Source organism: Acinetobacter sp. ANC_7654 (genome assembly GCF_056779855.1).
In genome coordinates, this window is sequence record NZ_JBWYIR010000003.1 from 255,771 (window position 1) to 277,246 (window position 21,476).

Sequence of the window (21,476 nt, forward strand, 5' to 3'; positions counted from 1 at the left end):
CTAGTAAAAAGGTCCTTAACAGGACCTTCTTAGCAGCATCATCGAAATTACATCAATTAGGCAGCTTGAGTTTTCAAATGTTTCGCCAAAGGACTATTACCAATTTGCCATACAAATGGCAATTCAGTTTGATTCACAACAAAAGCTCCCACCACTTTCTCCTTATAAATAATCGGATTATGTGAGGATACAACTCTTGCATTACGCCAGAAACGATCTAACTGTTTTGATGAAGCGCTGGCTGAAGCACCCAAACTATTGAATAGTTTAGTTGTTAAATCAAGTACAAGATCAGAAATGACGACCTGCCCTTGAGCAGATTCTAGTTCCGCAATTTGATTAATCTCATGATCTTTTTCAGATGACGCATTAAAGTGACTTAAATATGCATCATCCAGTGCTGCAGCTGTTTTTAAAGTAATGGCTTGACTGGCAAATGCTTGGGAAGATGCCTTACCAATCACTTGTAGAATCTGAGCATCATCACGGACAAGATCAGCATTCCCGTGGCTAAAGATTCGAGTACGCTTACGCACTTCCTCACTAAAGGTCTCCACCGCAGAAAATGCGATGCCGGTCAGTGTTGCTAGATGTACAACTTGATAAAAAGCTGTTTGATATTTAAAACGCTGATCAAACGGGTAAATATGATCTCGTTCAATCGACACTTGGTTGATTTTTAGCGTCCCACTTCCCGTTGTTTTTTGACCAAATCCATCCCAATCATCATGTACTTTAATTCCATTAGCTTTAGTTGAGACCGCTGCAATCACATGCTGATCAGTGGTCTCATCATAGGCAAAAAGATCAATCCAATCGGCAAAAATAGTACCTGTAGAATAGAACTTTTCTCCTGAAACTTCATATTCGCCTTGTTGATTTTGTTTCACTCGGGTAATGACGTCGCCTATCTCAACATTACCGACTTCTGTCCAAGCGTTTCCTGCGATTTCACCATTTACAAATCGCTTAAACCAAAACGCTTGTGATTGATCTTTATGGGCCACTAAACGGTCTTCGACAAATGCAAAATGTCCACGTAAAGCTTGCACAATATTTGAATCCGCTGTCGCCAACTCGATTAAGATTTGGAAAAGTTGCTGTTGGGTAAAACCTGCACCGCCATATTTTTTTGGTACACGTAATGCACCAAAACCTACATCGTTTAACCATTTAATTTGTTCATGAGGCAAATCACGATCGGTTTCTCGTTGAACGGCCCCTTCTGCAATCCGCTTAAAAATCGGTCGAAACTTTGCTGCAACCTCTTCATAGTTGGCACCAAGTGAAAGTTCTTCATTCTGATTTAATATAGTCATAATAAATTTCTCCTTAGCTCCATGGATGACGTGGTGGTGGGACATCATTTAGAAAATAATTTCCTACAATGTTGTATTTCCAACGCACGGGATCATGCAAAGTGTGTGTTCTGGCATTGCGCCAATAACGATCTAAATTTAATTCCGATAAGGTCGAACGCGTGCCAGAAAGCTCAAATAATTTATTCGCTGCTAAAATCGCAATGTCAGTCGTTAAGACTTTTGCTTCAGCCACGAGCAATGTTGCTTCATTAATATGATCTTCGGTCGGTTCAGCAAGTGCTAAATCAATCGCTAATCCTGCCAAATCCAGAACAGCTTCAGCAGCACGCAGCTTAATTTTCAATTCACCAATATTGGCAATGGTATATGGATCTGAACTTGCTTTATCTAAACCTGAATCAATCCATGGACGTGCAAAGTTACGAACGTAATGAATCGTTTCTTGAATCGCACCACGTGCAATCCCAGCATCTACAGCAGCTTGAATAAATTGAGAAATTGCTCCAGCTGCTGTCGGTCTTACAAAAGCTTGATAAATTGGAACGATATATTTTGCATCTACTTTAACGTTGTTTAATTCGACTGATCCACTGACCGTTGTACGCTGACCAAACCCACTCCAATCATTGGTAATTTTTACACCTTCTGTCCCTTGTGGCACGATTGCAGCAAATGGTTTTCCTTCAGCATCAATCGCAACAACTGGAATGCGGTGTGCCAGTAAAGCTCCAGTCGCAAAGAATTTTTGTCCATTCACAATCCCATTGCCAGAAGCATCAAATTCGATTTTTGTGGTGAGATCGGCAACCGTCTTAGACCCTTTTTCTGAGAAAGCATTCCCCAAACGCTCTCCACCCAGTACTGCTTTAAAAAAGAATTGTTTTTGTTCTTCGGTGGCATCTAAACGGATATGCTCTAAAAACACCCAATGATTTTGTGCGATTTGACCTAGTGATGGATCAGCGCTAGAAATGGTTTTAACAACTTCAGCGAGAGTCTTGTAGCTCGCTCCTGCACCGCCATATTGCTTTGGAATGTTAATTGCCCAAAGCCCTGATTGAGAGTACTTGTTAATTTCACTCAAAGGTAAACGGCGTTCATGATCACGAATGGAGGCTTCCTTTGCAAAATCTTCAGCGAGCTGTTGTGCGATTTGAATCGCTTCTTGATCTGTCTTAATCACATGCGCTGGCTGATGAATTTGGTAGAATTCTTTTGAAATTTCAGCTTCATGCAATTTTATATCTATTTGTGCGGTCATTTTATTCTCTTCAAAAAAATTGAATAAAATTAAATTAGCACTAATTATTTTAATTTTTTATACGATTATTTTATTTACTAATCTGATTTCAAACATAATCAATTCATTTATTTTTTTATTATGTATATTGCAGTTTTTCTCATTAAATAATAAGTATGATATTTCATATAATGAAAATATAAACATTTAATTATTTTATATTTTCATTATGACTAAACATATACGATTTAATGCTTTTGAAATGAATTGCATTGCACATCAGTCCCCAGGCTTATGGCGTCATCCGCTCGATCGCTCTACAGAATATAAAGATTTGGAATATTGGACTGATTTAGCAAAAATATTAGAAAAAGGTATTTTTGACGGTATTTTTCTTGCAGATGTTTTGGGTATTTATGATGTGTATCATCAATCGGCTCAACATGCTTTAAATGGTGCTGTTCAAGTTCCTGTGAATGATCCAATTCAGATTGTTCCAGCAATGGCAGCAGTCACCCAACATTTAGGCTTTGGTGTAACCACCTCTATTTCATTCGAACATCCTTATCCCTTCGCACGACGTATGAGCACATTGGATCATCTCACCAAAGGTCGCGCGGGTTGGAATATTGTGACTTCATATTTAGAAAGCGGATCTAAAAACTTAGGTTTAAAAACCCAAGTGAGTCACGACAATCGTTATGATATTGCAGATGAGTATCTGGAAGTTTTATATAAACTTTGGGAAGGTTCTTGGGAAAATGATGCGGTACGACGCGACAAAGCCGCTGGTATTTTTGCGGATCACACCAAAGTTCATCCAATCCAACATGAAGGTAAATATTTTAGCGTGCCAGGTATTCATATCTGTGAACCTTCTCCGCAACGCACACCTGTTTTATACCAAGCAGGTGCATCAAAGCGTGGACAAAAATTTGCCAGTCAAAATGCAGAATGCGTATTTATATCTGCACCAACGAAAGTTGCTGTAAAAAAGTTAGCACAAGGAATTCGCCATAATCTTATTGAAGAAGGTAAAGATCCAAACGCTGTTTTAATCTATACGATGCTTGCGATTGTGGTCGATGAAACTGATGAAAAAGCACAGGCTAAATTTACAGAGTATCAATCTTACGGTAGTTATGATGGTGGATTAACACTCGCTTCAGGGTGGTCTGGTGTAGATTTTTCACAATTCAAAGCTACAGACCAGGTTGAATATATTCATACCAATGCCATTCAGTCTATGTTGCAATCTTACGTAGAAGCAGATCCAGATAAAGTTTGGACCATTGAAGAAATTGCAAAATGGACCAGTGTAGGTGGAAACGGCCCCGTGATTGTCGGCTCACCAAGCACAGTAGCCGATCGTCTTCAAGAATGGGTGGATGAAACTGGCATTGATGGATTCAATTTGGCTTATATTTTGGCACATCAATCTTTTGAAGACGTGGTCGAATACGTCGTTCCTGAGTTACAACGTCGCGGTGTTTACCCTACTGAATATACCAAGGGGACGCTTAGAGAAAAGTTGTTTGGTCATGGACCATTACTTCCAGATGATCATCGTGGTGCTCAATACCGTAAGTCATCAACGAATGGGCTGCACACCACAACCAAAAACGCCTCACTTGAATCTGTGTAGATCCATTTAAATTCTCTAAATCTAAAAAAAGCCCCTTTCGGGGGCTTTTTTAATGCTGATGTTCTAGTTCATGGTGATATGCATCATCTTCTATCTGCAAGGTCATTTCAGTAATATGATGATCATGACTTAACATTTCAAAAGCTTGTTGATGTAAACGTTTAGGATCGACATTCGGTGCAACCAAATGAACTGTGAGCATGACTTTTTTGGATGTGATCGCCCAAACTTTGAGTTGGTGAATGTCCTTAACTCCTTCAAGCGATAATAAATCTGCACGGAGCTTTTCAATATCAATTTCATCAGGCACACCTTCGAGCAGGATGTTGACACTTTGCTTGGCAAGAATCCAAGCGCGTGGTAGAACCCAAAATCCGATCAGGACTGCAATAATCGTGTCAACGAGTACCCAACCTGTAAAATAAATAATTACAGCCCCGATGATCACACCTACAGAACCAAGTGCATCACTTAATACTTCTAGATATGCCCCTTTGACATTGAGGCTGTCTTTACTACTCGAAAAAAGAATCTTCATCGAAATTAAATTAATGATTAAGCCAATGACGGCGACTATCATCATTCCAACACTTTGAATTTCAGGCGGATTACTTAATCGATGAATCGCTTCTACCAAAATATAAATTGCAACGATAAATAACATCACCGCATTAAATAGAGCTGCCAAAATTTCAAATCGCTGGTAACCAAAAGTTCGCTTATTGTCTGCAGGCTTTTGACCAATCTTAATTGCAACCAACGCGATGGCTAAAGCGGCAGCATCAGTAAACATATGTGCAGCATCAGACAATAAAGCTAAACTTTGAGTAATAAATGCAGCAACAACTTCAATAATTAAAAATGTCGTGGTTAAGGCTAAAGCAAAAGTCAGTTTCTTTGCGTTGCCTTTACTGACTTCCACATGACTGTGATCATGATTATGCGAACTACCCATTTTATACTCCTCATCAGAAGCCTCACTTAAAATAAAGTGAGGCTTCTGATTCATATACATAATGTTATTGTTTAATTTATTGTTCTGCTTTTGCTTGATTCATCCACCTATACAATACAGGTAAAAGTAGTAGCGTCAGTATGGTGGATGAAATAATTCCACCGATAACCACTGTCGCAAGCGGTCGCTGTACTTCAGCACCCGTACCCGTAGCAAGCGCCATTGGAACAAATCCTAAAGACGCCACAAAAGCAGTCATCAGCACAGGACGTAATCGCAACATTGCACCTTGCCAAATGGCATCTTTTAAAATGTATTCACTTCTTAGCTCCTTAATAAAGGTCAACATAACCAGTCCATTCAGAACAGCGACACCTGATAAAGCGATAAAACCAATACCCGCAGACATTGAGATGGGAATATCACGTAACCATAAAAATAAGACTCCCCCCGTGAGAGCAAAGGGTACGCCCGTGAAGACCAATAAACTTTCTCTTATATTTTTGAATACAGCCATCAGCAGGATAAAAATCGTAATCAAAGCCAATGGAATCACGATAGTCATTCTAGCTTTGGCAGATGCCAAATTCTCAAACTGTCCACCATATTCAATCCAATAGCCACTCGGTAAATCATATGTCGTGAGGCTAGATTGCAACTCTTGGACAAATGAACCCAGATCTCGCCCTTCAACATTTGCCGTCACAATAATCCTACGCTTGCCATTTTCACGACTCACCTGATTCATACCATCAATATTTGAAACTGTAGCCACATCTGCCAGTCTTACTGTCCCACCATTGGGGAGTTGTATGGGTAATTGTGCAATCCCCATGACTGTCCGATCTTGATCAGTAAGTCGAATAACAAAATCAAAACGGCGGTCGCCTTGTAGAATTTCACCGACTTGTTGACCACCGATACTTGAAGCAACTAAATTTTGTATTTCACGAACCGAAAGACCATATTGCGCTGCTAAAGAACGATTTACGTCTATATTTAATAAGGGTAAACCTGAAGTCTGTTCTACTTTGACTGCGGTACTGCCACTGATTTTTTGCACAATCTTGGCAATTTTGGCAGCTTCATCGTTTAACACCTGCATATCATCGCCAAAAATTTTTATACCTATGTCACTGCGGACTCCAGAAATGAGCTCATTAAAACGCAATTCAATGGGTTGAGAAAATTCACTATTGTTGCCAGGCAAAGTCTCCAAAAAAGTTTCAATACGTGACCTTAAATCATCTAAGCTTTCTTTGGGATTCGGCCACTCTTGGCGAGGTTTCAACATGATGAATCCATCTGAGAAATTGGGTGGCATCACATCTGTAGCCACTTCAGCAGTACCCGTTCGTGCGAAAACATTTTTAATTTCTGGAAAATTTTGAAGCAAAAGTTTCTCAGTCATTTCCTGCATTCTTAATGATTCTTCTAAGCTGGTACTGGGTGAACGCATTTGTTGAATAGCAAAATCACCTTCGCTTAATTGCGGTGCGAATTCACTTCCTAGACGTGTCGCCAACAACCCTGTTAAAACCAAAATACTAACTGCGAGTGTTAACATGACCATTCGATATAAATAAGTCATATCTAATGCTTTTAGATATTTTTTCTTTAACCATAACATCCATCTACTTTCAGTTTCTTTTACTTCACCTGTTACAAATAAAGCCACTGCAGCAGGAACAAAAGTAATGGATAAAATGATCGCAGCAATAAGAGCTAATACTACGGTGAGTGCCATAGGGTGAAACATTTTTGCTTCAACACCACTTAAAGCAAATATGGGCAAGTACACCACTAAAATAATCGTTTGACCAAAAATTAAAGGACGGCGCGCTTGACGAGCAGCAAGGAATACTTCTTTAAATCGCTCTGATCGTGTTAACGGTCGTCTAAACTGTTCTTGGGCATGAGCTAATCGGCGAATACAGTTTTCGACAATTACAACCGCCCCATCTACAATAATTCCGAAATCCAAAGCACCTAAACTCATAAGGTTGGCACTAATCTTTTGCTGTGCCATACCCGATAATGTAAATAACATCGAAAGTGGAATCACGCATGCTGTGATTAAAGCTGCTCGAATATTTCCCAAAAAAATGAATAAAATCACAATCACCAAAATTGCACCTTCGACTAAATTCTTTTGAACTGTCTTAATGGCTTTCTCGACTAAGGTAGTACGATCGTAAACAGTTTCAATTTTTACGCCTTCGGGCAGTGTGGTTTGGATTTCTTGAATTTTTTGATCAACCGCTTGTGCAACGCTACGGCTGTTTTCACCCATCATCATCATGGCGATGCCAAGTACGGTTTCTTCTCCATTATTGGTCGCACCACCTGTTCTAAGATCATGTCCGATCGACACTGAAGCAATATCTGAAACACGGACAGGATTTCCATTCAAGGTAACCACCGTTGTATTTTCAATATCCTTTATTGTATTCAGTGTTCCAGGAACTCGTACTGTCAGTTGTTGACCTCCATCTTCAATAAATCCTGCTCCACGATTTTCATTGTTCTCAGTGAGGACCTGTTGAAGTTGCGTCAAACTGACTTGTAATTGCTGCATACGATTCAAGTCTGGCGAAACAACATAAGTTTTATTGAATCCTCCAATAGTATTCACCTCTGCAACGCCTTTTACCCGTTGCAATTGTGGACGCACAATCCAATCTTGAATTTCCCGTAAATCCATGGCTGTGTATGAAGCACCATCAGGTTTTTTAGCCTTTGGGTCTGCTTTTAATACCCATTGATAAATTTCACCCAGTCCCGTAGATACTGGAGACATGGTAGGTGCGATATCATCAGGTAATTCGGATTGAACCTCTTGCACACGCTGATTGATTTGTTGACGTGCCCAGTAAATATCTGTGCCATCTTTGAAGATAATGGTGACCTGAGATAAACCATACCTAGAGATCGAACGTGTTAATTCAAGATCTGGTATCCCCGCCATGGCATTTTCAATTGGATAAGTAATGCGTTGCTCAACTTCGAGCGCAGTAAATCCATTGGCTTGGGTATTAATTTGAACCTGTGTATTGGTAATGTCTGGAACTGCATCAATTGGCAATTTTTGATAACTATAAACTCCAACAGCAATCCAAGCACAGGCAAACAGCATGATCCAAATCGCATGTTGAATTGAAAACTGAATAATTCGCTCAAATAGCCCTTCAGCCTTCGGCATGTCATGATTAGTGCCCATGGTCAGCTTCTCCTTTTTCTAACTCCGATTTCAGTAAGAAGCTGCCTTGATTGACATATTTTTGCCCCGTTTGAAGACCAGACTTAATTTCTGCCCATTGACCATCTGAAGACATTTCACCTACTTCAATGGGTTGTGCTTTAAAGTGGAGTTTTCCATTTTTTTGTTCTGTAACAATAAATATTGCTGATTTACCTTCGATTTGTTGCACTGCATTTTTTGCAACGCGTAATACATTCGATGCATCGGGACTTTGAAGTTCAACATTTACCATCAAATTTGGTCTTAACTCACTTGCCTTTCCTTGAACTTTGGCGCGAACAATCAAGCGGCCAGTCTGCGCATCTGCTTGCGGCGTTAACGATTGCACAACTGCTGTATACGTCTGACCTGACTGTAAAGATTTAAATTGAATATTTTGTTGTGCACGAATTTGATTACTCGCATCTGCAGGTAACACAAATTCGAGCCATAAATCTTTTAATTGTTCGATGATGAAAATCTGATCTGCAAGTTGCACATTTTCACCCACCACAATGTCTTTTTGGCTGATCACGCCCGAGATTGGCGAACGAATGGTAAAACGACCATTCGAACCTGCTGAAGCTCCTAAAGCTTGTAAACGCGCATTGGCACTTTGCACTGCGATTTGTGCTTGACGATATGCATTTTCAGCACGTTGCAAATCCTGTTTTGCGGAGATCCCCTGCGACCACATCCGTTGTTCACGTTGCATATCTTGGCGTGCCAAATCTAAATTGGATTGCGCCATTCTCAAATTCGCTTGTTGGTCAATAAGTTCTGGGACACTTAATAATGCAAGTACTTGACCTTTAGTCACTTCTTGTCCCAGTGCTACATTCACTTGCTCAACATGACCAGCAAAATTAGGGGAAATATGCGCTTGTTGATCTGTATTTACCATCAATTTTGCAGGCAAGTTTGTGTATCTCGGAATTGCACCTAATTGAGCTGATTCTATCTTGATACCATGTTCTACTAACTGTTTAGATGTGAGTTCAATCTCACCTTCTTCTGCATGATCAGCTTCTGCGCCATTCGACGTTTCAGCTTGCTCTTCACTCTCAACAATTGCTGTTTTGTTATTATCTTTAAAATAAATCCAAATCCCGATAACTACCGTCACCACAATAATGAGGGCGATGAGGAATGCTTGGTTTATTTTTCCTTGTTGTATAGATCTCATTTTATTCTGCCCCTATATTGATGAAATTTTCTGACTGTGACACAGCCTCTTTGAGTAATTGGGTATAGGCATCCGAACGACTAATTTGTTCATAACTGGTACCAATACTTAATGCCTCAGCAGCAAGTGCGGTTTGCCATGCCTCTCTTAAGAGCTGAATTTGACTGAGCCGAATGTTTTGTAATTGTGTCGTTGCTTGTTGCACCTCAGTGATTGAAAGTTTTCCATTTTTAAAACCAAGCAAAGAGCGCGTCTGTACTTTTTCAGACAAGTCTTTTTGTCTCAGTACAGCGTCATACTGCAGTTTTAAGCCACGCACCTGATGAAATAAGTTTGCAATCTCTAAAATTTGTTGTTTGAGTTCTCTTTGTTGTTGACGCTCAAGTAGAGATTGCTGGCGTTGAGCAAGCGGAATTTCGTATTGCTGACGATTAAAAATATTGAACGGAATATCGACACCCACAGATAAACTAGTATCGTTTGTCTCATTGGGCGCTTTTGTTCGCGTCATCCCTACATTCAAGTTTGGATTTGGTTTTGCTTTTACTTTAAGCTGCTCAATTCGTTGATTAGCCTGCACAACATTGAGTGCATAAAGCTTTTCTAAATAACCTGCAGAAATATAATTTTGAACATTCTGTTCAACTTGGTCAGGCCAATAAATCCGATTTGAATCAACCTTCACCTCTGCTTCAGTTTCTCCCCAGAGATTAGAAAGATTACGTTTCGCAATTTCTTTATTTAAAATGGCTTGCTGATAATTGCGTTCATTTTCTGCCGCTTCAATCTGCGCTCGTTCATACTCAACCAAGGCTATGCTTCCTGCCTGATATCGTTTTTTAGCGCTGTCTAAAGTTTCACGACTGACTTGCAGTTGAGACTTTTGAATTTGTGCTTCAGATTGCGAAATTAAAAACTGTGACCAAGCATACTTCACGATTAATTGGCTTTGTGCTTCCCACAACTTTTCTTGCAATTCATTTTGTTGCCCAGCCAAACGCGCTATATTTTTTTGAATCCGTCTTTGACCAAAAATGTCGATCGGCTGAATAATACCAAGACTCAATTCTTGATCTTGACTCGAACCAAAACCATCTCGAGAGAGATTGATAGTCGGGTTTTGCCAAAGTCCACTTTGCTTGACTGCAAGTTCTGACATTTGTTGTCGTTGCTGCCAAATCTGTTCTGATTGTTGATATTGAGACACTTGAACGAGTGCTTGTTCAAGCGAATTGACTGTCATTGCTTGAGCATTTGCACCCAAACTAAGCGAACCTAAAACCAGCCATAATCGAATAGAATGTTTTAATTTAAAAGACATGTGAATTTCCCACTAATTTAAAAATAAGTGGTGGGAAATTTTTAGGCTACCCCACCAATAGCGGGGTTAATTCAGGAGGCGGAGGGATTTTACCTAAATGAGGCGATTGATAGGCATTAATCCAAAGAAAGTGATTTTGGTAAATCTTTTCGATGTGTTGTGATGAAGGCAAATTCTCGTTTACAGCAAGAATAAACTGAGACATTGACGGCAGATGATCTTGATGATCCAAAACATCGATTTGCGCTTTTTCTTCTAGCGTCACGCTTTGATCATCACCAAGCGCGAAGCCTTTTTCAATTTGGGACTTCGGACTTTTATTTGAAAGATCGGCTTGGCAAAGTACAGGTTGATGATGACCAAAGTGAAAACTTTGTGTCGATGTTGAGTCGCTTTCATGAACACAAAAAGCCGCCGCCACATTCCAAAGGCTTTGGAACATGAACATACATGCTAAGAATGTCACAAATTTAGCCGATCTCATTTAAGCAGGCTCTCATCTTTTCTATCTGCATTTAAAACGTGATAGTGATCACCATCAAGTGAAGAGTTGTAATTCTCCATCATATTTTGATGATCGAAACCTTGATATTGAAAGAATGTACATAAGAAAAATGAATGAAAACTTAAAAATTTAGCGCTTTTAAAGCACGCTTCGAAAATGGCATCGATTTTGCAACCTAATCATACGAATTTTATTTTTTGTATTACTGAGGTGGCAACGATGAGCTATGTTGCACGAGAATTGAGTCAAAAGCATAAATTTTTGCTTGGTTTTGGATCGTTTTTAATTCCAATTTTAATCTGGTGTGCAGTGAGTTATCTGCCTTTTATTTGGCATCCCCAAGTTCAAATCACAGATTCTGGTAGCACAACATTTTTACAAGTCGATAGCCGTGTCAGTAGAGAAGTTTATTATGCTGAAGCGCAATTGGCAGTCGATCAAGGACTCCCACCACCTCGGGGAATTTTGGTCAATCCCATTTATCTACCCGCACCAGATGAAGTCGCTACAGCCTTAGTGACCGCATTTACAACGCCACCCGCTCAAGCAAATGCACCATGGTTTCATGAAAGTTTATGGCACAGCATTAAACTGGTGTTTACCGCATTTTTTATTTCTTCTTTGATTGGTATTCCTTTGGGTATTCTTTGCGGTTTTTCTCATAAAATTTCTCAATTAACTGAACCTTTTGTAGAGTTCTTTCGCTATCTGCCTGCACCAGCCTTTGGCGCTCTTGCTGTTGCGATTTTGGGCATTAATGACGCACCTAAAATTGCCATTATTGTGATTGGTACCTTATTCCAACAAATTCTGATTATTGCCAATACCACCCGTCTGGTCGACCGCAGTCTTATTGAAGCTGGATTCACCTTAGGAACCAACAAAATCAAAAGTTTATTTTATGTAGTCATCCCTGCTGCACTCCCAGAAATTTATCGAAACCTTCGTGTACTTTTAGGTTGGGCTTGGACCTATTTAATCGTTGCAGAACTCATAGGAAGTACATCCGGTATCACGTGGTTCATCACTCAACAAGCTCGCTATCAAAACTTTGACAATGTTTTCGCCGCAATTTTGATTATCGGTTTGATTGGTCTGATTTGCGACGTGATTTTAATGAAACTTGGACAGCAATTATTTAAATGGAAAACGGGAGTTCGCTAATGTCTTCAGCACTTCAACCCTCAGATTTTGATGCCCGCGCTTACTTTGACAAAATTTACGCTCGTCCCGTCATTTTAGAAGCAAAAAATCTCACCCAAAAGTTTAGCCACGGAAAAACTGAGCGCACCATTTTAAATACTTTAGATTTAAAAATTCATAAACGTGAATTTATCTGTGTTATTGGTCCTTCAGGATGCGGTAAATCTACCTTTAGCCGTATTGTGGCAGGTCTTGATCCATATACCAGTGGTGAATTACTGGTAGACGGTGAAACCATCACAGGACCGAGTCCAGAGCGTGGCATGGTTTTCCAAGGCTACACACTGTTTCCATGGAAAACGGTAAAAGAAAATGTCATGTTTGGTCCACTCATGCGAGGTGCCAGCAATGCTACAGCTGAGGCGCAAGCCCGCGAATGGATCAACATTATCGGACTTGAAAAATTTGAGCAGCAATACCCTCATGAACTTTCAGGAGGGATGAAACAACGCGTTGCCATCGCTCGCGCGCTCGTGAATCAGCCAAAAATTCTCTTAATGGATGAACCCTTTGGGGCTTTAGATCCTCATACGCGTCAAAAAATGCAAAAGCATCTGATCGATCTTTGGGCCAATATCGATATCACGATTATTTTTGTGACACACGATATGGACGAGGCGATTTTACTGGCCGATCGGATTGTGGCATTGAAGGCCAATCCTGGCGAAATTAAGGAAATCATTGAGGTTGATCTACCAAGACCACGTCAGCATGAATTGATGCTCACTGAAAAATTTAAATATTTAAGACAACGTGTAGATGCTTTGGTACATGCTGAAGAAGATGAACTTGATCCAGCTCTCGCAGACTTACCTAAAATTCCAAGAATGACCAAGGTCAGTCATTCTAAATAAGGCGCTATATCCTGATCACACAAACGGTCAGGATAAAGCATGCAACATCAATCCTTTTGACCACACTATTTTAAATGCAGACTTGGATTAATCACGACTTCATTTCATCACGTTCAATTCGCCCATCTACCAGTTGAATGGTTCGATCACATGTAGCGGATAATCGTGGATCATGGGTCACTAACAATACCGCACAATTTTGTTGCTCATTTACTTCACGAAACAGCTCAAAGACTTCGCTCGCTGTTTGACTGTCCAAATTACCTGTAGGTTCATCAGCGAGGAGTAAAGCAGGCTGTGTGATTAAAGCTCTGGCGATTGCGACACGTTGTTGCTGCCCACCAGAAAGTTGACTGGCTTTTCGTTGTGCAAATTGACCCAATCCTACCGCTTTTAACAAATCATGTGCCCGATCTAAAGCTTGCTGATTGGGTTTGCCATGCGCCAACATTAGAGGCATCAAAACATTCTCAATAACGGTGAACGCTTGAATCAAATGATGAAACTGAAACACAAATCCAATGCTCTTTCCACGCAATTCCGTTCTTTGTTGATCTTCCATTTGACTGGTTGGTTGACCAAGTAAATAAATTTCACCACTGGTGGGTTGATCCAATAAACCTAAAATATTTAATAACGTACTTTTACCTGAACCTGAAGGTCCAATTAACGCAGCAAAATCTTGACGATGTATCGCAAAATCAATCCCATGCAGCACTTCAATTTCATTGGGTTGTCCAATGTTATAAGACTTTTTCAAAGCCTCTAAACGTAGTACTTCATCATGATTAGACATGACGGATTGCCTCCACAGGATCTAAACGCGCTGCACGACGGGCAGGAATCGCCGCTGCAATTAAACCGCTCAATGTTGCAAGTAATAAAGCGGATCCAATCAAATAAGGTGAAATTGGAATGTAGAATAACCCTGGGCCAAATTCATTAAATGACCAAACCAATGCATAACTGGTCAGGATTCCAACAATAGAACCAATTAAGCCGAAAATCGCACCTTGAATGAGAAAGATCATCAAAATTTGTTCTCGGCTCGCACCTGTCGCACGCAAGATTCCGATCTCACGTGTACGCTGTACCACTGTAATGGAGAGTACGCTGGCGATCGCAAATGCAACAGATATTCCAACAAATATAATAATCATATTGGTTGAAAGACTTTGCGCTGAAATCGCATTCATCAATTGCGCATTACTTTCAATCCAACTTTCAGCTTTTAATCCAGTGAGACGATGAATTTGCGTTGCGACCTGATCTGCGGAGAAAATATCAGAAATACGAAGATCAATAATGGTAACCCCACCCGGCAAACCCAATAAAGACTGTGCCCGCTTTAGATCGATATACATATAGCGTGAGTCTAGTTCTTTGACCCCGAGTTCAAAAATACCCGTTACATTCATGACGGCGTTAATATCTTGACCGTTATCAACGCGAATTTTACTGCCTACGCGCACACCAAGGTCTTTGGCCAACTCACTTCCGATGAGTACATCATCTGCTTTTAAACGAAGCTGACCAGTTTTTAGATACTCTTGCAAAGGTACAATACGTTGATAACGTGGTAAATCAATCCCCATAATCGCGACTGACTGAATCGCTTCCCCCCGTTTTACCAGTGCAGGTCCTGAAACCATGGGAGAAACGGCATTGAGCGTCTTGATATTGTCTAGATTTTCAAGAACTTCTTGCCAGTTATTGATCGACTTGAGTCTTTGAGCCCTTTGATCTTCATGGATGATGTGTGCTACGCCCTCAGGCACTTTAACGACGCGATTGACCTCATCTGGTGCATGTAAACTAATATGTGCCTGAGTGCCCAACGTACGCTCAATCAAATTGGACTGAAGCCCCTGAATTAATGCACTAATAAAGACAATAATGGCAACACCAATAGCAACACCACCAATAATCATCAGTGTTTGACTGCGACCCTCGCGTAAAAACCCAACAGCGATGAGCCAATTGGTCCATAAACGCTTCATCTTCAAAGTGCTTGTACCTGCTTAGTTCTGACACGCTGATCCGCTTTTACTTGATCAGGCTTTATAACGACCTGATCATTGTGATCCAACCCTGATAAAATTTCAGTCATGGTGGTTCCACGCAACCCTAATTTTACAGATTGACGTTGGACCTTACCCTCTCTTATCACCATAACTTCAGCTTGCGTGGTTGAAGGGTCAATAAGCGCATCATTGGCTATTACTTTGGTTTTATTTCGACGTGCTGTTTCGACATTCACTGAGACTGTCATATCTTGCTTCAAAAAATTGGGTACAGAGTTCACCGACAATTTGACTTCAACCGTACCACGTTGAGGATCAATATTAGGTGCAATAAAGTTAACTTCAGCTGGAAATGCTTGCTCTGGATAAGCATCTGCAATCACTTCCGCTTTTTGACCTAATTTCAGATAAGGTAAATTTTGCTCATCGACCGCCACTTTAATTTGCGTTGGACTATCAACTGCGACTGTAAAGAGCACTTTTCCAGGTTGAATCGCATCCCCTTTTTCAACTTCACGCGTCAAGATCGTACCCGAGACTTGTGCCCGAATTTCACTTTTTGCCAATTGGGCACGTAGCGCATTTAATCTTTCGCTTAAGGTTTTTTCTTCAACTTGACCTGGAGCAAGGCTTTGCGCCTTCAGTTTTGCCGCAGATAATTGATTTCTGGCTAAGCGTTCAGCTTCTAAAGCTTGCTCTTTTTCTTCAACAGAAAGCACTCCCGGTTCCGTTTGCTGACGACGTCTTGCTTCGCGACTGGCTTGTTGTAATTGGAATTCTGCCGTTTTCAATTCAACCTGCGCTTGTGGATAGCGAATTTTCCGCAATTCCTCTAGCGCAACTTCTGCTTCACGGACTTGTGCTTTTAAATCATCATATTGAATAATTAACAGTACATCTCCTGCTGCTATTCGTTGACCTTCTTGCACGCGTCGCTCAATCACCACACCCGAAATTTCACTCCCAATTTCACTACGTGCTACATTTTCAGCACGACCTGAAGCAACCACTGTTTGAATCAGTGGTTTTTCTTCGATTAGGTAAGTTTCGACTACAGGACCTTGCCACCAACGGAAAATGAAATATATCCCACCCATCGAAATGAGCAGAATGAGAATCCACCATTTTCGTTGTTTTAAAATACGCAAAGCTTTATCTCCCAATAGGCCTACTTCAGTTTATATTGTCGAGTACAGTAAGCTCTTAAAATATCTGGTGAGCGCTTGTGAAGATGCTTGGTATTCCGCCCCGCAACACGTTTACGCCACATTTCAAAACTACTTTTTTTTAATTGTTGTCGCATCAATCGAATGACTGCACTTTCGTTTAATCCGTATTCCAGCAGAATGGCTTCGAAGGGTGTCCGATCTTCCCACGCCATTTCAATAATTCTGGAAATATCAGCTGTTGTATACAACGCACATGATCCTTTTTCATTCGCATCAAACGTTGATGTTAAGCGTTCATTCGTGAAAAATATGTGATTTTTTGTTGATTTATAGACACTTCATACACGCTAACGCATTCATTGTATAAAACGATTGATTTTATGATTTTAATCCGTTTCCTAGTTTTTCCATTTTTATCTATTCTTAATCCATACAAGGTAGGCAACTCTGTTGCTCTACCGACCAATCATTCAGTCCAACTTTGTGCCCAGTGCAAGCCCCTCTGCACTGGGCTTTTTTTATTTAAATGACTCAACCAATTTTGGATAAATCAGTCCATCAATATCTAGTTTTACCGTATAAACTCCATTTTCAAGATTAAACTTATTGACATGATAAGTTGATCCATAAATAGAATCTAAAGTTGAAGAGCGTTTAAATACCTTTTGATTTGCCTCAAGATCCAACAAATGTGTGCCTTGAATAAATTGTTCATATTGCTCAGGTTCAACACCAACACGCTTTGACATAATCATCAAAGCATCGCTTCTCGTCACAGGGTCTTGAATAAATTTGACGGTTCGATCCCATACTTGTAGCACTTTTTTCCACTCTGCTTGATGCCTAGATAAATGCGTCATATTTACCGTCAACGTATCATAGATCAATCCTGGTTTATCTTGAGAACTATAGATGATTTTGGACCCAGCTACGCTTTTTAAAGCTTGATTTGCTACAGGTTGCCATACAGCGATGGCATCCACATCTGGGCTGCTAAACACTTGGGGTAATTCGTTGGTTGCTGCATTAATCAGTTTGATTTCATTGGCTGATATATTTTGATCTGAAAGTGCGGTATTCAATAAATTATGATCGACCAGCCCTTTTTCGACTGCAATCGTTTTACCCTTAAGATCTGCCACACTATGAATGCCCTCTTTTGCAAGAATGACATCATTCCCTGATGAATAATCAGTTGCTAAAATCATAATGCCCCGCGTTCCACCTGAGGCAATGACCAAATTATCCCCATGTGAAACAGAAACCGCATCCAATTGGTTTGCTGCAAAAGCATTCATAGAGGCTGAATAATCAAACCATTTAAACTCTACGTTTAATCCAGCTTCTTTAAACCACCCTTTCTCAATAGCAACTTGCCATGCCACCCATCCCGGCCAATCACTGTAACCAATCCGAATCGGTTGCATTGATTTTTCGGCTTGAGCATGTTGACTTGGTTCTGGAATTTTTGCGGTTTTATCACAACCCACGAATAACAGTGCAGTTCCAATGACTCCCCAAACCATCGTTTTCATTGCACCACCTCACCAATGCTCGTGCACTTAAATTTAGTATTGGTAAAAATTAAGGCTTGAATATAATCACGCCATCCACCAAAGTGACTGATATCAAGTGCATCTGCTAAAGCATGGTTTTCACATATAAAACCTTTCACCCATGTTCCATCAATGAGTTGGACATTGCCAATACCAAGTGGTGCTGGGACTTCAGCAACAATGTCACCGAACAATGCTCTTGGTACATCCCACACTTCCACTTCAATAGAATGACCTGATGTATCTCGTTGTAGCCCCGGCTTAGGTGGCTGAGTATTTTTTAAAGCAAATAGTTTGTAATACGGCGCAGTACGCGTTTTTTTAACCAAGGTGGCTTGTCTGCTCGTTAACTGAAAATTCAGCGGCATGCCTGTAAGATGTGCTCCCACCACTGCCAATTTAACGGTGTGCTCAGATCCTATTGATTTATGAATTTGATAGCCTTGCTTTGACGTTGCTAAATTTAATCCTGAAGTCGCTTGCCATTGCTGACCGAAGTGTGCCAAAGCTTGATCCATCCAAGCGCCAGCAACTAAAGTGATACCACTTGGCAAACCATCATCACGGATGACATTTGGGAGTGCCAATGCTGATAAATCAGCAAAATTAACAAAATTCGTATAAGCCCCCATATGCGAATTCTTTTGGATCGGATCTGCTTCAACATCTGCAATGCGATAAATCGTAGGAGCTGTTGGCACCATCAACGCATCATAATTTTCTAATTGATGATTGATCTGCCTAGCCCATTCTGCACGCTGATACTCATCTTGCATCACATCTACAGCATTGAAGTGATCAGCTTGATCAATAATTTGCTTAATTACTGGATGACATTGCTCACGTCGAACTTTGTGTTCGACGGCATGCGTACGCTCCGCAACCCATGAGCGGTTATACAATGCAGCAGCCAATTGATTAAATACTGTGAAATCAATCTCTTCAACTTGAAATCCGAGCGATTTCATTCGAGCAATGGCTGTTTGAAATGCTTGCTCACTTTGAGTATCACCATAAAATTCTAAGTGATCTGGGATTGCAATCTTGCCCTTCGAAAATTGTGTCGGGGCTGTTCTCGGATGCTGTCTTGAATAAGCATCGGTCGCATCATAACCTTGCATCAATTGCGCTACCGCCCAAGCATCGTCTACTTGAGTTGCAAAAATTGAGATCACATCAATACTTCGACATGCAGGGATTAAACCTGTGGCTGAAAACCAGCCTTTGGTTGGTTTGAGTCCGACAATATTATTGAAACCCGCGGGAACTCTGCCAGAACCTGCTGTATCAGTACCGAGGGCGAATGGTACATATCCATTTGCTACTGCAACCGCTGAGCCAGAGCTTGATCCACCGCTAATATAATCCGGATTGAAACTGTTTTTTACAGCCCCATAGGGTGAACGCACGCCAACCAATCCCGTGGCAAATTGATCTAGATTGGTCTTGCCCACCACGATTGCACCAGCAGATTTAAGCTTAGCCACTACGGTTGCATCTTGCATTGCTAAATAAGCCGCATCTGGACACGCCGCAGTGGTATAGAATCCAGCAACATCAATATTGTCTTTGACAGCAAATGGCACGCCATATAACGGAAGATCAGCAATATCCTGATGGGCCAATGCATCAATCTGCGCCTGTATTTGCTCAGCACTGGCTATTGAAATCCAAGCGTGATCATCATTGGAGAATTCAGCAACATAACGCTTCAAATCATTCAGTTGAATAGTTTGATTTGCATAAGCCTGTTGCCAATCTTGTATAGTCCATAATGTCTGCACGGCGGTGCTCCTTATACGTGTTCCGAATTTTGAGGAATAGGTGGCATGACTGCATCCATCAGCTCTAAATGCCCCTTAATTACCCCTTTTAATGCTTTAAATTGCTCACTGATGGCTTTTAGGTCACTGCTGACCCCTTGCATCAACATCACCTGCATGACTTTGTCATCATCTAATTGGATATGTAGTGAACTAATCACCTGAGTCAAAAACTGTTGCTGTAAATCAATAAGTTGTGTTCTTAATGGCTTTAAACTGACGTCATACAATAAGGTTAAAGTACCGACCATGACTTCATTGCGGCTAACAAGGTCATTGATCAAATGGTGGTTAATCATGTCAACAATGGCTTGAGATCGGCTTTCATAATGTTGATCTACAATTTTTTGATCCATAGCCTGCAATGTATTTTCAGGTAAAGTGATGCTGATCCGCGCCAGCTTCTGTTTAGGCACGTTTGAGCTCCTTAGGTTTTTGAGATTGTTGTAAGTGTAAACCGGCACGGACACTCATCAGTTCAATGAAGAATTGAAGGATGGGATGCTTCGATTGTTTGGTTTGATTTGTCGTCATCTGCAGCACCTCTAGGTATTACAAAAAAAAGAATTGGTAATACTTGGTAAATGCAGAAAACGTGCCAAAACTTTTCTTGAGATATATAAAAGAGGGCTAGGAAAAAAGTCGTCGGAAAGATTCAAAAATGTGCATGAATCAAATTTGTGCACTTGATTTGTTCAATGTTCAGAAATGCAAAAAGACCGCCTTTCTGGAGATAGACGGTCAACTCGAATGGTTATTATTTTGTCTTCTTGTTCTAATGAAATACTTTACTGGATATCAGTGACGAACTCCTCACGCGGAATACGGAATTTCTTCAATCCAATTAACCAATCTTTTTCTGGATTACGGCGACCTAGTGCCAATAGCACCACAGACTTTAAGCCTTTTTCTTTTAAACCTAATAATTCATCCAGACCGTCTTTATCAAAACCTTCCATTGGCGTTGCATCTACACCTAACTCAGCTGCTGCCGCAATTGCCATACCAAAACCAATATGAGCCTGTTTTGCAGTATGGTGGTATTGCTGCTCTTCAGTAAACGTCGAGAACAGGTTCTTTAAGTTTTGCACCACATCCATGGTCGTATCTAAAGGTAAATGACGCTCACGATTCATGGCGTTATAGCGTTCATCAATACGCTCGTCTGGAATCGTATCCCAAGCCGTAAATACCAAAAGATGCGATGACTGGGTAATTTGCGGTTGATTCAATGCAACTGGTGAAATTTTCTCTTTAAGTTCTTGGTTGCTGATCGAGATAATATGGAACGGTTGTAAGCCCGCTGAGGTCGGTGCTAAACGCGCAGCTTCAAGAATTTGATCGACTAATTCTTGCGGTAGTTTTTCACCAGTCATTTGTTTGGTTGCATAACGCCACTGTAAAGCTTCTAATAATTTCATGTATTTACCTA

At 40.6% G+C, this 21,476-nt stretch carries 19 protein-coding genes; 3 read left to right on the plus strand and 16 right to left on the minus strand.

Going from position 1 to position 21,476, the window contains the following annotated elements:
• Window positions 1-56: 56 nt before the first annotated feature.
• Both AC1M86_RS05570 and AC1M86_RS05575 read right to left on the minus strand, forming a co-directional pair.
• A complete protein-coding gene (locus AC1M86_RS05570) occupies window positions 57-1,319 on the minus strand; it encodes an acyl-CoA dehydrogenase family protein (protein WP_481607452.1) in 1,263 nt (420 codons plus the stop codon).
• A 13-nt stretch (window positions 1,320-1,332) separates the two neighbouring features.
• Window positions 1,333-2,583, minus strand: coding sequence for an SfnB family sulfur acquisition oxidoreductase (locus AC1M86_RS05575; protein ID WP_481588244.1), 1,251 nt, complete (start codon window positions 2,581-2,583; stop codon window positions 1,333-1,335).
• A gap of 208 nt (window positions 2,584-2,791) precedes the next feature.
• On the opposite strand from AC1M86_RS05575, the gene AC1M86_RS05580 reads away from it, so the two are divergent.
• Window positions 2,792-4,207 carry an LLM class flavin-dependent oxidoreductase gene (locus AC1M86_RS05580; RefSeq protein WP_481607453.1) on the plus strand — a complete coding sequence of 472 codons (1,416 nt, stop codon included), beginning with the start codon at window positions 2,792-2,794 and terminating at the stop codon, window positions 4,205-4,207.
• A gap of 49 nt (window positions 4,208-4,256) precedes the next feature.
• On the opposite strand, the gene AC1M86_RS05585 is transcribed toward AC1M86_RS05580, so the two are convergent.
• The 5 genes from AC1M86_RS05585 to AC1M86_RS05605 form a co-directional block, all read right to left on the minus strand.
• Window positions 4,257-5,162, minus strand: a complete 906-nt coding sequence (locus tag AC1M86_RS05585) for a cation diffusion facilitator family transporter (protein ID WP_481607454.1) — start codon at window positions 5,160-5,162, stop codon at window positions 4,257-4,259.
• A 76-nt stretch (window positions 5,163-5,238) separates the two neighbouring features.
• Complete coding sequence (locus AC1M86_RS05590; protein ID WP_481607455.1) at window positions 5,239-8,382, minus strand: efflux RND transporter permease subunit; 3,144 nt, start codon at window positions 8,380-8,382, stop codon at window positions 5,239-5,241.
• Window positions 8,372-9,589, minus strand: coding sequence for an efflux RND transporter periplasmic adaptor subunit (locus AC1M86_RS05595; RefSeq protein ID WP_481607456.1), 1,218 nt, complete (start codon window positions 9,587-9,589; stop codon window positions 8,372-8,374). Before AC1M86_RS05595 ends, AC1M86_RS05590 begins: the two co-directional genes overlap by 11 nt.
• 1 nt (window position 9,590) lies before the next feature.
• Entirely contained in the window at window positions 9,591-10,910 is a 1,320-nt protein-coding gene (locus AC1M86_RS05600; protein ID WP_481607457.1) for a TolC family protein, read from the minus strand.
• A gap of 46 nt (window positions 10,911-10,956) precedes the next feature.
• Window positions 10,957-11,394: a cation efflux protein, CzcI-like gene (locus AC1M86_RS05605; protein WP_481607458.1), complete on the minus strand. Its 438-nt coding sequence runs from the start codon at window positions 11,392-11,394 to the stop codon at window positions 10,957-10,959.
• A gap of 240 nt (window positions 11,395-11,634) precedes the next feature.
• Here AC1M86_RS05605 and AC1M86_RS05610 point away from each other — a divergent pair, with 240 nt between their 5' ends.
• Complete coding sequence (locus AC1M86_RS05610; RefSeq protein WP_481607459.1) at window positions 11,635-12,579, plus strand: ABC transporter permease; 945 nt, start codon at window positions 11,635-11,637, stop codon at window positions 12,577-12,579.
• A complete protein-coding gene (locus AC1M86_RS05615; RefSeq protein WP_481607460.1) occupies window positions 12,579-13,472 on the plus strand; it encodes an ABC transporter ATP-binding protein in 894 nt (297 codons plus the stop codon). Before AC1M86_RS05610 ends, AC1M86_RS05615 begins: the two co-directional genes overlap by 1 nt.
• A gap of 91 nt (window positions 13,473-13,563) precedes the next feature.
• Here the strand turns inward: AC1M86_RS05615 and AC1M86_RS05620 are convergent, their stop codons facing one another.
• The 9 genes from AC1M86_RS05620 to AC1M86_RS05660 form a co-directional block, all read right to left on the minus strand.
• Window positions 13,564-14,268, minus strand: a complete 705-nt coding sequence (locus AC1M86_RS05620) for an ABC transporter ATP-binding protein (RefSeq protein ID WP_481607461.1) — start codon at window positions 14,266-14,268, stop codon at window positions 13,564-13,566.
• Window positions 14,261-15,472, minus strand: coding sequence for an ABC transporter permease (locus AC1M86_RS05625; RefSeq protein WP_481607462.1), 1,212 nt, complete (start codon window positions 15,470-15,472; stop codon window positions 14,261-14,263). Before AC1M86_RS05625 ends, AC1M86_RS05620 begins: the two co-directional genes overlap by 8 nt.
• Before the next feature lie 2 nt (window positions 15,473-15,474).
• Window positions 15,475-16,644, minus strand: coding sequence for an efflux RND transporter periplasmic adaptor subunit (locus tag AC1M86_RS05630; RefSeq protein WP_481607463.1), 1,170 nt, complete (start codon window positions 16,642-16,644; stop codon window positions 15,475-15,477).
• A gap of 20 nt (window positions 16,645-16,664) precedes the next feature.
• The gene (locus AC1M86_RS05635; RefSeq protein WP_481587095.1) at window positions 16,665-16,913 is read right to left on the minus strand and encodes a TIGR03643 family protein; all 249 of its coding nucleotides are present in this window, start codon (window positions 16,911-16,913) and stop codon (window positions 16,665-16,667) included.
• 270 nt (window positions 16,914-17,183) lie between these two features.
• Window positions 17,184-18,200 (minus strand): ABC transporter substrate-binding protein, encoded by a 1,017-nt coding sequence (locus tag AC1M86_RS05640; RefSeq protein ID WP_481607464.1) that lies wholly within the window; start codon window positions 18,198-18,200, stop codon window positions 17,184-17,186.
• Window positions 18,197-20,005, minus strand: coding sequence for an allophanate hydrolase (atzF, locus tag AC1M86_RS05645; RefSeq protein WP_481607465.1), 1,809 nt, complete (start codon window positions 20,003-20,005; stop codon window positions 18,197-18,199). The genes AC1M86_RS05640 and atzF overlap by 4 nt, the downstream gene beginning before the upstream one ends.
• 11 nt (window positions 20,006-20,016) lie before the next feature.
• Window positions 20,017-20,460: a CopG family ribbon-helix-helix protein gene (locus AC1M86_RS05650; RefSeq protein WP_035263841.1), complete on the minus strand. Its 444-nt coding sequence runs from the start codon at window positions 20,458-20,460 to the stop codon at window positions 20,017-20,019.
• Window positions 20,453-20,578: a hypothetical protein gene (locus AC1M86_RS05655; RefSeq protein ID WP_481589896.1), complete on the minus strand. Its 126-nt coding sequence runs from the start codon at window positions 20,576-20,578 to the stop codon at window positions 20,453-20,455. Before AC1M86_RS05655 ends, AC1M86_RS05650 begins: the two co-directional genes overlap by 8 nt.
• A gap of 254 nt (window positions 20,579-20,832) precedes the next feature.
• A complete protein-coding gene (locus AC1M86_RS05660) occupies window positions 20,833-21,465 on the minus strand; it encodes an NAD(P)H-dependent oxidoreductase (protein ID WP_035263843.1) in 633 nt (210 codons plus the stop codon).
• Between the last annotated feature and the right edge of the window lie 11 nt (window positions 21,466-21,476).